We start from the raw sequence: 13,553 nt of genomic DNA, 5'->3' as shown, positions 1-13,553 counted from the left end.
ATAGATTCTCTTGGCCGAATTCTTCAATAGCTTGCCAGCCATCACAACCTGAAGCGATTGCGGCTAAAACAAGAAAAATAATATCAACTAAATCATGGTCTAGGTTGATGTGAGAGCGAGGGTCTTCGATGAGTTTCAAGTGTTCAAATAAGGACATGGATTAGGCTCAGTAGAATAACATGCCCGATCAGATCATGCAGATAGGAAGAAGTTCCCTACTGTTAACAAAGTATGATCCCGCCCTGTCTTGGTACCAAGGTCGTGTACGAGGATCATAATTTGTATAGTCAGTTGCAGGCTCTGAATCTCTCATATTGCCGTTAGACTCACCAAAATATGTCGATTCAAACCCTCCCGATTGCTTAGCCTGTTTCATTGCTTGCACAATGTCATGACTCAACTGCCCACCGATTCCTTTAACAATTTGCTGACGGCTTACGAGCCACTCACTGATAAGTAGCGCTTGCTGCTCACCAAGTCGTTGAGCCTGCTCTAAATTCACATCTAGTAAGACTTTCTTCTGACTTGAATAACTCTGCCAAGATAATAATAATATGACAGATGAAAGAGCAAGAATAACGGAAAAAAGAATTTTCTGCTTTAATGAAAATGATTTCATAATATATTTTTCACAAATAAAGACCTGATAACCATACCGACCAAATATAACAACAGCTATTTTTAGCAGCAGTGAGTTTACTTAGAGACGTAAAATAACTTAATTATTTCACGTTGACCATGAAAGATAAATAAATTAAAGAATAAATTTAAGTTAAAAAAACAAACTAAATTAGCTAAATTTAAATAAGTGCAAAACATTAAAAAGGCTTAAAATGCATATTAATGCAAACAACTAAAAATTAAATTCAACCAAAAATTGCAAATTAAAATATTTATTAATTGATTTTAAAGTCTTGTAAAAATTAAACAGAATGGCACCTTTAAATAAAGGTATAATCAACTAACTATTGTCTCGTCACAAAAAACTTAAAAAGTAATACCTTCGCGCCGTCTAAGGCGCGGAGGAAAACTATTAGTTATTGTAAACCTACGATTGAAATTTACTTAAATATCTATTATTCAAAAAATCGAGTTAAGGCAACTAAAGAATAAATGTCGCGACTTGCGCATTCAAGTCATTAGCGCGAGCTTTTAAGCCCCTCGCCTGTGCCAAATCTGCCATGGCCGATGCGGTAATCTCATCGGTCACATCTTTAATCGCAACCGTATTCTGGGTTATTTCACCCGTCACTTGAGTCTGTTCTTCCGCTGCGGTAGCAATTTGGCCTGCCATATCTGAAATCACATTGACCGCTTGCGTAATTTCTTCAAGGGCTTTTGCCGCCGCATTGGCATCTTCTACGCTATGACCCGCTAATACTTGGCTGCTTTCCATCAAGCTGACTGCTCGAGCGGTAGTGCGTTGTAGCGTTTCAATCGTGGTATGTACTTCCTGAGTCGAATCTTGTGTGCGGCGCGATAGTACTCGAACTTCATCGGCAACGACCGCAAAACCACGGCCTTGCTCGCCAGCACGAGCCGCTTCAATGGCTGCGTTAAGCGCCAACAGGTTAGTTTGCTCTGCAATCCCTTGAATTGTCGCCAGAATACTCGAGATAGACTTAGCGTGACGACTTAAATCGCCAATGACATCCGTTGCTTGAGTCACTTCATCTGCGAGTGAATTAATCGAGTTACGAGTTTTATTCACTAACTCTTTGCCCTGTAAACTGCTCGCTGCAGACTGTTGAGCCGCTGTTGCCGTGTTCTCAGCATTGGCTGCGATCTCATTAGTCGCACTCGCCATTTCAGTTACCGCAGTCGCGACCATAGCGACTTCTTGCTGTTGACGTTGTAACTCCGCAACTGAAGTTTGCGTGGTGGCAAGACTACGTTCAGCATCGGCATCTAACTCATTCGCTAATTGGCGAATATGGCTGATCAGCTGATGTTGACTGCCCACAAAGCGGTTAAAGCTGTCGGCAAGCACGCCCACTTCATCTTGAGTGTCGACTGAAATACGTTGAGTTAAATCACCATTACCATCGGCAATACGCGCAAGAGCTTGCGATACTCGACTCAGAGGACCCAGTAACATGCCAACTAACCAAGAAATGGCTAACACACTCAGCAACAGTACGAGTGCAGAGAGACCCAATTGAGTGAGTAATAGGTTAGACAATGGCGCTTCTAGCGTTTCCTTATCAAGCACTAACACTAATTCCCAATCTGTATTAGGGATATCAACGCTCCAGACTAATTTGTCACGTCCTTCATTTTCAAAATACATAGGCAACAGAGTGCCCGCTGCACGGCTCTGTTCCGGTAAGTTGCGATTAAGCTCGTTGTCGATTTCACCTATAGGTTTCATCGTCTTAGCTTGATCTTTATAAGCGATCACTGTGCCGTCTTTGTGCATCATGATGGCATAACCGTTTGCCGGTAACTTCATCCGATTAACACCGTCAACTAGGCTTGCGATAGATAAGTCACCACCCACAACACCTTGTGCGGTAGGCTGCGCCATAGTCACAACCAGAATGTTTATGCAACATCCACGTAAGGTTTTGTCAAAATAAGACCGCGTTCACTGATGGCTTGTTGATACCAAGGGCGGCTGCGAGGATCATAGCCCGTACGATCAATACTCGGATCAGAATCCAACATTTGCCCTGCTTGAGAGCCAAAATAGGTCAGCTGAAAACGGCCCGATGCCTGTGCTTGTTGAAGTGTATTGAGGCTGTCACCTTCAACTTTGTTCGCCAGGGCTCCCATAATATCTTGGCGGCCAGCCAACCATTCTTGGATCCGCTCAGCCTGCTGTTCACCTAAGCGCTGCACTTGTTCTAGGCTGTTTTGTAACAGCTGGGATTTTTGGCTGGAATAACTTTGCCATGACAACAAACCAATCACGAGTGAAAGGGCTGCCACGACAGAGAACAGAATTTTTTGCTTGAGCGAATATGAGTTCATGTTGGCGTCTAATTAATTAACAAAGCAGTGAAACAAGAGGGTGTTTGAGCGGGTCGAACGAACATTTACAACCAATATAATAAGGCGGCTAACTGAGTTAAAACTGCAGTTAAATTTGAGCTGAATTTTCTCATATTCTGTACAGTTAGCAAAGAAATTGCTCAGATTTACATCAAAAAGATTTTAGCAAACACATATAATTAACCAACCGTTATTCGAGCAACAACATATAGATAGGCATGCGATCACATATCAAAGTAATGCGCAACACCCAAATGGCCTCTGGAGTAAAATAAAGTAAATTAATCAAGATTAACGTGACCTAGACGCACTCGCTATTGCACACTAAATGTCCACTGCCTATCGAGGAGTTCTTATGATTTTTCAACAGTTCCAACAGAGCCCACTGCAGACCCGAATTTCTGGCCCACGGGCTTGGTTAGCGATGGCAATTAGCATTAGCCTAATTTGTTTATCACTATTTTTATTGCCCTTCGTGCTCTTATTTGGCGCCATTGCGCTCGGTTGTTTAGTCCTATTTAGCCGTTTTTATATGGCACGTCAGTTGGCTAAATTTAATCAGGCTCAGGCAAACGCAACGCAGCATGCCCACGCGACAGAGGAGCCGCAGAGTCAGGTTTATGGATCTGACACTATTGTTAGGGAATCTAATGCGGCACGCCATCAAGGGCGCACTTTTGAGCATAAAGAGGATGAACACTAGTTCAATCGAAGCAAAACTGCGCTCAAGCGAGTAAGGTCTGGGCGCGTTTAAGGCTATGAATTTCGGCGGGATCTTGGGTTACCTCAAGCACATTTTCAATCTGTAATACCAGTGAACGCCACAGAGGCTCGATAATATCCGCCTCTTTTTTATTGGCATTTTGCCGTGCCAGCTTAAGTAAAGCCGCAGATCCAACGACATCAATTCGCCCTAAGATACCGTCGGCCAGTGCCATACTCAGCTCAATCATCGCAGGCACACTGTGGCTATATTTGATCACTTGGCGCAAATAATCCTCAGCTTGAGTCAAATCACTGCCAAAGGCATTGTCATCATTGAGCATATGTTGCGCCCGCGTGAGCATAGCATCGAGTTGTCCTTGCTCGGCAGCTTCGGCCATCCAATGCTCACTGGCAATCATATCTCGAGTACAACCATCTCCATTGGCAAGCATTAATGCTAAATGATACTGAGCATGGGGATAACCTGCTTGCGCGGCTTTGCTTATAAAATGATAAGCTTGAGTTAAGTTCTTTTGCTGGTAATGCAATACACCTAGATTCGCCATCGCTTCGGTTTGCTCGCCATCTGCCGCACCTTGTAAATATTGCTGTGCTAACTTGCTGTCGGGTTGAAACGACTCACTGCCTACAAGATAAAAATATCCCAATAACGCCATCGCATTGACCACACCTGCTGCTGCTGCAGTGGCAATGATCTGTTCACCTTTAGCCACTTCTGGCGCGCCTTGATAACCGTGGATCAGTGCTACGCCATGCTCATGTAAGGCTTCCATGTGCTTAGGTGCCGCAAGGGAAAACCAATAGGCCGCTCGGGCAAAACTGTCAGCTGCGCTAATGTGAGAAATGGTATTTAGAGGTGAAACTGTGGATAAATCTTGGCTTGATATAGCTTCGGCTTCTGCCGCAAGTTCTTGCTCTTTGAGCAGTTCTTGTTCTTTCAGTATCAAAGCCTTGATCTTAAACGATATCCCCACCAAATACTGCGCTTGCGGGTCATCTTCCATCACAGCGCGGTAACATAAGTCCCTCACCGTCATTGCGTCAGTCGCTTCATAACAGTAGTCAGGGGCAACTCGACCTTTAACCTTAGGATACAAGTGCTCAACTAAAGTCAGGACATCTTTAATGGATTTTTGCGCTAGCGCGAGTAATTGTTCTTGGGTGAGATGGTATTTCTCAGGATGAGCACCGCGGTTACCGTCGGCACGCAATCGATGCAGGGCACGAGTGGTCTTCACATCAATCACGCGCCGCTGATTTAGCTGTTCGATCCTATCGTATAAATTCGGACTGGAAAACGCGATTTGCTTATCTTGCCCCAGTAACTCTGTAAGTTTATGGGTAAAACTGCGAATGTGCAGCAGCGACTGTGTCGGCACATCCTGCACATAGCTTTTCGCCTTGAGGTAATCATCACTCAAGGAGACCGAAAAATCGTGGATAAACTCACTATCCTTAATGACTGTTTTCGTCCCCATGAGTGATTCCCTGCAGGCTGAATTGATGTTGCACTATTCGACGCTTGGTTTTTTCGACACCATATATAAGCGGAACAAAGCGACGTTAACGAATAATCCAATAAAAGACATAAAAGTATCCGCTAACATTTGCACAGGTAATCCGCCCATGGACGCTAACCCAGAAAGCTGGCTACCTATGACTGAGAGTGGTAAATATAACATCAATAATGCAATGGTTTTCAGTACGATAGGGCCACTAAAACTAAAACTACCCTTAATCGCTTCTAGCGGTGTTAAGCGCTCAACCACAACCATAAAGTTCACATAGGCTAAACGCGCAAAGAGATAGAAGCTAATTACCAATCCTACCAGCCACACAGGACCGAAGGCGGCAAACAGCATCACTGGTGCTAAAATCGCTAGACCAGAAAACACCCCAGCCAATAATAATGGTGGAACAAAAGGTAAACTCGCCTTCAACACCACTCCCGCTGAAGGACTATGCCCTTGTGAGCGCAGTTCTAAAAACAGAGTCAAAGCGGCAATTAATACCGAAAAAGTAAGTAGTAACAGCATCATGGCGATCATATGCGGCGCGCCAAACTGTGGGTTTTCTAGATCAACTTTACTCATCTCTATACCAAGCCATAACTGGATCCCCACTTGGATCAAGAGTAATGGGATCGTCAGCATAGCGAGTTGCGCCAGATGATTACGGAAGAAGTTATAGGCTTCTGACAAAATTGCGGATAGTGACATGCGACTTTCCAAATAATTGAAATGAATTAACACTTAGAATTGCCGCTAAGGATACCGAAAATCCCTTGGCAATGCACAGTAGAAATCACCAGTGTGAACCGTAAATCACAGAAAACTACTGCAACAAAAGTGACAAACCCGCTAAACTGTCCAGCGAACTCGTGCGCAAACCATCAAAGGACGCTTCCATATGAAACACACTCTGACCTTCTCTATCCTCCTCAGCACTTGTATTTTAGCGGCGCCCGCCAGTGCAGGCTGGTTAGATAACTTGGCAGGAACTCAAGCCAAAACTGAAAAAGCGACCACTACAGCAGCGGCAACTCAGTCGAATGATTTAGTTGGCAGCGTCATGTCACAATTGGGTTTAAACCAAACTCAAGCCGAAGGTGGCTTAGGCAGTTTATTAGGCTTAGCGCAATCAAGCCTAGGAACAACCGACTACTCAAAACTGGCTGCCAGCATTCCTAATGCCGATAGTTTGCTCGCCGCTGCGCCTAAATTGGACTCAAAATCGGGTGTTTCTGGCTTATTATCCAAAGCGGGTGATTTAGGTTCATCACTGCAAGGCAGTGCTATGGTTTTAGACGCCTTTGAAAAATTGGGCATTTCTAAAGATCTAGCAATGCCAATGATCAACATAGCTAAGTCTTACTTAGATACCAATGGCACTGAAGGCACCTCAGACTTACTGGTGAAAGGTCTGAACTCGCTACTGTAATTCAGTCTTACCTCACCCTAAGCAATACAAGGTTTAGGGTGAACTTTCACTTCCCAATCGACTCTACTTTATATTCCCTCCAGCATGAGAACCGCCAAATATGATTGCGAAATTAAGACGATTTTTTGAAGCTCATACTCAAGCAGTCTCCCCTGAAGACAAGGCACATCAACTTAAACTGGCCGCAGCGAGTATGTTACTTGAAGTCGTGTTTGCCGATGAGACCTTAACGGCAGAGGAAGAAGCCTTATTACCTAAGCTGCTAACCGATACCTTATCAATGTCAGAAGTAGACGCTAAGATACTGATTGATGAAGCTAAAAGCGTACAAGGCAGCGCGACCTCACTCTTTGAATTCACCTCAGCCATTAACGCTGAATTTAGCCTAGCGCAAAAGCAGCAATTGTTGCTCGCAATGTGGCAACTGGCCTACGCCGATGGCCAGCTATCCCAATATGAAGACCAGATCATTCGACGCACCGCCGATTTGTTGCACCTCAAACACAGCGAGTTGATCCAAATGCGTAATCTTGCCATAGCTGCAACCCAACAAACTGGCTAGCCACATCCACTATTCAATCAAAGTGCAAATCAACAAAAGCCCATAAAAAAGCGTGAATGCGAAACACCCGTTCCCCATTCACGCGATTGCTTTCTTAAGACTAAATTGATATCGCTCTTTGGCTAAAAATATTTTTACTGCCGCCCTACTCACCAAAACACTAAGCTAAACAAGCTCCTAAGCTAACGCTTTACCGATTTCATATCCCGAACCGTGTAATTCAGTCAACTTAGTCCTTAGCCCGCCCATCTCCATCTTCAATCCTTTCTTAGTCGCTAATTGAGATAACCAACTGGTTTTTTCATCATCCTCAATCGTATCCCACTCATCTAGAACTTTGTAAGATAAGCATAATAACGCAGCAAGTTTTGAAAATGGGTTTGAATCCTTAGGGTGGTCTTGATACAAAATGCCTTGCACTAACGCTGGTGTAAACTTCCAATTTTTCGCTAGTAATGCGCCAATATCAGGGGAATCATATCCAAGTAACTCGCGCTCAAACTGATGCTTATCTTTACCCTGCGCCACAGCTTCGGCAATTTTCGCCGCATCTTCAGGCGATACTGCCACAATCAATAGATCGCCAATACGATGTAAGATACCGCAAGTAAAAGCTTCTTCTGGGACTGCGCCACAACGCTTTGCCATTTCTTGGCTATAAAGCGCAATCTCAAAGGTTTGCCCCCAAAACTGGGCTAAATCTATTCCTTCACACTTAGGGACGGCACCAATCACCGCCGATGCTAGCACTAAGGTTCGTAGGGTTTGCATCCCAAGACGCACAACAGCTTCATCGATAGTGCCAACCTCTCGACTGCGTCCATAGTGGGCACAGTTAGCAAGGCGTAACACCCTAGCGCTAATTAAGGGATCGTGTGAAACTTTAGTGGCAATGCTTTTTACTGTCGCATTGTCATCATTGACCGCATCTAACAATTCACTGATCGCCTTAGGTAACCTAGGTAACTCATCGACACGATTGAGCAACGCAGCTGAATCCATATTTATTCTCCTTCCGTATGAATGATCAAAATATAGAACACAAGTTATCGCCTCGCTCACCGAGATACATTAAATATCAGTAATGTGCAGTCCTTCGGCAACAAAGCTTGGCGGCCATCAGACTTAAGGTTTACCTCTTTATTTCATTCAATTTAATCGCACTCAATCATATCCAGTTTCGAAATCCACTAAGCCACACAAAAAAGCCCCAAACTCTTATGACAATAAAGAGTTCGGGGCTTTTTTAATTAACCCATCATGTTGATTTAGCCCCAGAGGGTGCGAATATTACTCAGGTAACGCCAAACTTTGTTTGCGACTAATATGGGTCTTTTGCCACCACAAAAATGGCGCGACCACTAAGATCAACACAAGCACGTAGGACATACTTGCACCTAGGGCAAAACCTAATACTAAGCAAAACGCACAACCCAGCGCCACCAGCGGCCAATTGTGCCGTGGTAATAACTTAGCGGCAGCGAGCATAGCCATCAAATAGATCACCACAAATACGCCGTTGCTCCATGCAATAAGGTGCTCTAACTCTTGCCCGGTAAAATAAGTCAGTACGATAACGCTTGCCATCACAGATAACAGCGCAGCAAGTGCTCGAATAGGTACACCATGAGCATTCTTAACGGCAAAGAAGCGCGGTAAAATGCCTTCACAACTAAAACTCCAGACCAGACGTGCCGCACTGGCCGCATACACGTTAACGGTTGCCAATCCACTTGCGATACCTAACACACCAATCACTTGTGCGCCGTAACCACCGAGTAGTTGGTCAAACACGCCGATCATGGCAACACTTTTATCTGTCGGCACTAATAGCAATAAAAGTGTACAAGCCACATAAATCACGCCCACCAGCACTGTGCCCATCATCATAGCGGGGATCATATCCTGCTGCGGACGACGAAAATCATCGGCAAGATGCGTCATAGCTTCTATACCCAAGAAACTCCAAAAAGCGATGCCAGCGGCAATCATCACGGTTGGCATTTCAGGCATACCATGGCTAGCAAGTGTCGTGAGATGACCTTGCTGAAAACTACTCGCACCAAACAAAACCACAACAACGGCGACAATGCAAAGTGTCAGGCCAAATTGCAGCTTAGCCGACACTTGGATGCCTCTTAAATTAATCAGAAACAAGCCAAAAATCACGAGTATTTCAACACCAACCTTGGACCAACCAGATATCGGTATTAAGGCATTCACAAACTGGAAGGTCATCAAAATCGCGGCCGGCGCCCCCATGGGCACAACCAGTAAAAAGATCAGTCCAATTGTTCGACCAGCAGTGCGACCAAAGGCTTTCTCGACAAAGTAAGCGGGGCCTGCGGCATGTGGAAATACACTCGCTAAACGACCAAAGACCAGTGCCACTGGAATAATGGCCAAGGTTAACAAGATCCATGCGACTAAGGCGCCAGAATGCGCTTTTTCAATAGTCATCTGAGGCAAAATAAATACCCCTGTACCGAGCAAAGTGGTCGCCATTAAACCCGCACCTTGCCAACGACCTATAGTTCCGCTATTTGAATTCATCTGTTAATATTCTGTGGTTTTTGAGCTGTCAGTATAATGAGATTTCGCCCTACAATCTGCCGTTAATTTCAGTGTTCTCCACGTCCAATACCGGCAAAATCGCGGCAAATAACGTTATTTCCATCAAAATGACGGCCAGCTTAAATTTTGGTAAAATTTTAAGCAAAAATACTCAGCAAATTCTGTGGTTATTCAAACCAATGGCAAAATAACACACAGATTCAATATAGCCATTTTCACTGGAGTCACCCTTGGATAAATTCGATACGGCCATCATTCATAGTTTGCGTCAGGATGCACGCCAGAGCGTGTCGAATATCGCCGAACAGGTGAACCTTTCCCGCAGCGCGGTAGCCGAGCGCATAAAAAAGCTCGAACAAACGGGAGTGATCCGTGGCTATCAAGTGCTCTTGAGTGAGTCGCAAAAAGAAGGAGTATCGGCTTATTTCGAAATCCAGCATCAATGTCCACGTTGCGCCGACGTGGTACACGTATTCCAAGCGATTCCCGAAGTGATTACCTGCCGTGGTATTTCTGGTGATATGGATTTACTCGTGTACGTGCATGCGCCTTCGATGCGCCGCCTGCATGAGATCCGTGAGTATATCGACACTCACACTGACATCATCAAGATCAAAACCCATGTGGTAATGAGTGAATGGATTAATAACCTCGGCGAGTAAATCGTGCCTCCCTAAAACAAGAAACGCCACCCTTAGGAATAAGGTGGCGAGGCCCGTTTGGAGGCAGGGCAAAATATTGAAGTGTAAAATATGGCATCCTTGCCCAGCGACCTCCCTGTTACACAACCAACCGCGGCTAGACTTAACCCTTGAGAGCTCAGCCAGCGCCGCAAGGGCCTCATCTACAATGTTTTCCTTTGACATTGTTTCCGCGATCCGTCGATTCCATTGATTATTATGATTTTTTCGTCATTAATTAACGGCACGCCTTAAGCGATCGTCATTTGTCCTGTATAGAGTATGAAGTTACGTAGCAGTAATACCCCTATCAAGCTCAAGCAAGCCGTCCCCGCCACATAGGCCCATTTCCGTTTAGATGTCGCCGTCATAAACAGATTCATCGCCAATGGTCCAGACAAACCGAGTCCAATAATACCAAGCCAGAAAATCCATCCCCAGAAGCCATACCCTAAGGCATTAAAGGCGGCTATTTTACTCTGTCCACCTGTTAGCACTAAGCCCATAAAGAAGGTAAAAATCAGCACGATTTCAACTAAAATCAGTGGGATTTCAACCTTGTGGATAAAGTGCACCTCTTTGTCATTAGGTTTACCATTCATCAACACGCCACCGAGTAAAGATGATGCCGCACCGGAAGACAAACCAGATGCCAAAAACAGCAGAGGTAACACAGGGTTTTTAAGCATGGGATAGCCTGGCAAGGCCGAGAGCAGGAAGCCTGTATACGCGCCCAATGCCAAGGATAGAATCACGAGCAATCCTGTAATTGTCGCTTCAAATCGAGCCAATAATGCGGTCAACTTAAGCACAATAGGAAAGCGTGTTTCACACCAAGCATCAACAGGTTTACGGAAGGTCAAACCAATCCACATAAACATAAATACTTGGTAAATCAGCAGAATAAGCACGCCCATCGACATGACAGATTTAGGGTTGTAGAACACCAAAATCTTCCAAAAATCGAGAGGTTTAGTTAAGTCTGCGACCAATATCCCTAACCCGGCCATCACAGCTACAGGCGCGACAATACAAGCGGCTCGCACAAAACCAGACTGATAGGCGTTTTGCTTCAAAACAAAATGTTTCAACAGTACGGCGAAGAACATGGCTCCCGCAGATACACCCGCTAAAAACAGGTAAATTGCAATCGGCCAATGCCACACTAAGGTATCAAAATGTAGGGCACTCATAGTATCACCTCCCCTGATTTTGCAACGATACGGAACAATTTAGGTCTCGTTCCAAGATCAACCTTAGTGCGCTGGGTTGGATTAGACCGCAGAACTTGAACAACCTCAGAAGTCGGATCTTTTAAATTACCGAACACGAGTGCCTTTGTTGGGCAAGCAGCAACACAGGCAGGTTGTTTACCTTGAGCTAGGTTAGTTTCTCGGCAGAAATCACACTTATCCGCCGCATGGGTGACAGGATTAATAAAACGGACTTGATAAGGACAAGCTGCAATACAGTATTGGCAACCTACGCATTTCCATGCATCGACAGAAACGATACCCGTTTCTTTATCAATAAATGCAGCTCCCGTTGGACATACATTTACACAGGGCGCGTCTTCACAATGCTGGCAAGACTTGCGACTAAAGTGATAAAACTGATTAGGGTATTCGCCAAAAGGACCCGCTTGCTTAATTTGAAGCCTAGACACACCTTCGGGTACATTATTCACTTCACGGCAGGCCACCTCACACGCTTGGCAACCTATACACTTAGTTTCATCATGAATAAGTGCATATTTGACATCAGGCTCTGCTTTAACACTATCCGATGCATTCACTGTGGCGAGTAATGATGCACCTGTAGCGCCGGCAAATAAGGCACAGGTGCCTTTTAGAAATCTTCTTTTTGAATTTTCCATAACCTACTCCTGCTTGCCAGTGTGGCAACTGCTACATAGCTCACTGCGAATCTTCGGCGTCATATCCGCCATTGGATCCGTTGGGCTATGTAATTTATGGCAGGCGGCACAAGGCACTTTTTGAGCATGTACGTTATGCGTCCAATCTGCTCCACTGAGTTTTTTCTTGGTATGACATTTCTGACACACTCTCAGCTGAACCGTCAGATCCGACGATTCTTCCATACCAAAGACCACCATATCATTCGGTTTCTTAGGGTGGTCGCCCTTTTCTCCATGACAGGAAGAACAGCTCATTTTCATCGCATCTTGACCATGATGCCCTAACATTTGACCATTACGCTTGTGACACTTCATACAAGCATCACTGTTAATTTGATTGGCTGGCTCAGCACTCATTGCAGAAAAGCTTAAAAGCAACGCAGCAGCACCTAAGCGTAACGACCACAGCCATTGTCTTTTGGACATAGGAAGTCCTCACATTTATCCGTAGGAAGGTAAAGAAGGGGTCGAGTTCGGATAATTCCGAACCCGACGGTCAAGATCACACAGCCAAGGCTTGCTTAAGACTCTGAGTATCCCACTGTTTATGCTGGTTCATTTCAATGAAACTGATATTGAACTTGCTAAACAGTTTTTTCAGTGGTGAGTTAGTTTCTTTGCCAAAATCACTGATCACCATTTTCACTTCAGATGAATCATGGTCGATCAATACATAATCGAGTCGGCATTCATGATTTAATTCCGTATCATGTTTGTCCATCTCAAATACAGTGTCTAATGGCACGTTACAACAAACATCGTATTTACCTTCAACAACTGTTTTTAATGATTTAAAAAAATTGAAGCTTTGTTTATCAAACAATACTGGTTTAAGTTTCATCTCATGATGTGCGGCTTCATCAGGACCTGCTTTAAAAAACTTAATGCAAGTCATGACAAACATCACAAACACGAATGGTACTGCTACGAATAGTACGAAGTACATAAACGCATAGCTGAAAATGACTGAAGTATTCATACACGCCTCCAAAAACTAATTTATTTTTTGTTATCTCCTTTAAAGCAACTTTAGTATTATTTTAAAACACTTATTTTTTCTTGATGCATGTCACACTTGCAAACAACAACTTAAATATAAACAATGATTTACATTGCGCGTCACATTGCAAAATTATGTAAATCTTAAATACAAATATTG

The 13,553-nt window shown here is 44.3% G+C and carries 14 protein-coding genes and 1 pseudogene; 4 read left to right on the top strand and 11 right to left on the bottom strand.

The features are described 5' to 3' along the window. The 3 genes and pseudogenes from L5M49_RS15455 to L5M49_RS15445 form a co-directional block, all read right to left on the bottom strand. Positions 1–157, bottom strand: a 157-nt coding sequence (locus L5M49_RS15455; RefSeq protein WP_263266371.1) for a transposase family protein, incomplete at its 3' end; no start/stop codon positions are given. Between the two features lie 30 nt (positions 158–187). After that, positions 188–619, bottom strand: a complete 432-nt coding sequence (locus L5M49_RS15450; protein ID WP_263266368.1) for a hypothetical protein — start codon at positions 617–619, stop codon at positions 188–190. A gap of 483 nt (positions 620–1,102) precedes the next feature. Next, positions 1,103–2,973, bottom strand: a pseudogene (locus tag L5M49_RS15445) (methyl-accepting chemotaxis protein). Positions 2,974–3,349: 376 nt separating this feature from the next. On the opposite strand from L5M49_RS15445, the gene L5M49_RS15440 reads away from it, so the two are divergent. Continuing rightward, positions 3,350–3,697 (top strand): hypothetical protein, encoded by a 348-nt coding sequence (locus tag L5M49_RS15440; protein ID WP_173497987.1) that lies wholly within the window; start codon positions 3,350–3,352, stop codon positions 3,695–3,697. Positions 3,698–3,719: 22 nt separating this feature from the next. On the opposite strand, the gene L5M49_RS15435 is transcribed toward L5M49_RS15440, so the two are convergent. Together L5M49_RS15435 and L5M49_RS15430 are read right to left on the bottom strand one after the other, a co-directional pair. Next, positions 3,720–5,198, bottom strand: a complete 1,479-nt coding sequence (locus L5M49_RS15435; RefSeq protein WP_263147478.1) for a DUF4145 domain-containing protein — start codon at positions 5,196–5,198, stop codon at positions 3,720–3,722. 33 nt (positions 5,199–5,231) lie between these two features. After that, positions 5,232–5,939, bottom strand: a complete 708-nt coding sequence (locus L5M49_RS15430; protein WP_105250588.1) for a hypothetical protein — start codon at positions 5,937–5,939, stop codon at positions 5,232–5,234. Positions 5,940–6,129: 190 nt separating this feature from the next. Here L5M49_RS15430 and L5M49_RS15425 point away from each other — a divergent pair, with 190 nt between their 5' ends. Both L5M49_RS15425 and L5M49_RS15420 read left to right on the top strand, forming a co-directional pair. Continuing rightward, positions 6,130–6,660: a DUF2780 domain-containing protein gene (locus L5M49_RS15425; RefSeq protein ID WP_168827259.1), complete on the top strand. Its 531-nt coding sequence runs from the start codon at positions 6,130–6,132 to the stop codon at positions 6,658–6,660. Positions 6,661–6,760: 100 nt separating this feature from the next. Beyond that, a complete protein-coding gene (locus tag L5M49_RS15420) occupies positions 6,761–7,222 on the top strand; it encodes a TerB family tellurite resistance protein (protein ID WP_105250590.1) in 462 nt (153 codons plus the stop codon). 177 nt (positions 7,223–7,399) lie between these two features. Here the strand turns inward: L5M49_RS15420 and L5M49_RS15415 are convergent, their stop codons facing one another. Further along, positions 7,400–8,224, bottom strand: coding sequence for an HDOD domain-containing protein (locus L5M49_RS15415; protein WP_263266367.1), 825 nt, complete (start codon positions 8,222–8,224; stop codon positions 7,400–7,402). Between the two features lie 288 nt (positions 8,225–8,512). After that, positions 8,513–9,775, bottom strand: a complete 1,263-nt coding sequence (gene yjeH, locus L5M49_RS15410; protein WP_263185129.1) for an L-methionine/branched-chain amino acid transporter — start codon at positions 9,773–9,775, stop codon at positions 8,513–8,515. A gap of 251 nt (positions 9,776–10,026) precedes the next feature. On the opposite strand from yjeH, the gene L5M49_RS15405 reads away from it, so the two are divergent. Continuing rightward, a complete protein-coding gene (locus L5M49_RS15405; protein WP_006079646.1) occupies positions 10,027–10,458 on the top strand; it encodes an Lrp/AsnC family transcriptional regulator in 432 nt (143 codons plus the stop codon). A gap of 269 nt (positions 10,459–10,727) precedes the next feature. Here L5M49_RS15405 and nrfD read toward each other — a convergent pair whose 3' ends face one another. The 4 genes from nrfD to L5M49_RS15385 form a co-directional block, all read right to left on the bottom strand. Then, positions 10,728–11,669: a cytochrome c nitrite reductase subunit NrfD gene (gene nrfD, locus L5M49_RS15400; RefSeq protein WP_105250593.1), complete on the bottom strand. Its 942-nt coding sequence runs from the start codon at positions 11,667–11,669 to the stop codon at positions 10,728–10,730. Beyond that, entirely contained in the window at positions 11,666–12,352 is a 687-nt protein-coding gene (locus L5M49_RS15395) for a 4Fe-4S dicluster domain-containing protein (protein ID WP_105250594.1), read from the bottom strand. Before L5M49_RS15395 ends, nrfD begins: the two co-directional genes overlap by 4 nt. A 3-nt stretch (positions 12,353–12,355) precedes the next feature. Continuing rightward, a complete protein-coding gene (locus L5M49_RS15390) occupies positions 12,356–12,820 on the bottom strand; it encodes a cytochrome c3 family protein (protein WP_173248177.1) in 465 nt (154 codons plus the stop codon). A gap of 76 nt (positions 12,821–12,896) precedes the next feature. Next, positions 12,897–13,373, bottom strand: coding sequence for a hypothetical protein (locus L5M49_RS15385; RefSeq protein WP_263208737.1), 477 nt, complete (start codon positions 13,371–13,373; stop codon positions 12,897–12,899). Positions 13,374–13,553: the final 180 nt, after the last annotated feature.

This window comes from Shewanella sp. SM74 (assembly GCF_025653725.1).
In the GTDB taxonomy this organism is placed as follows: domain Bacteria; phylum Pseudomonadota; class Gammaproteobacteria; order Enterobacterales; family Shewanellaceae; genus Shewanella; species Shewanella oncorhynchi.
The sequence above is the reverse complement of the archived record's forward strand: the minus strand, read 5'-3'. Positions and strand labels throughout refer to the sequence as shown.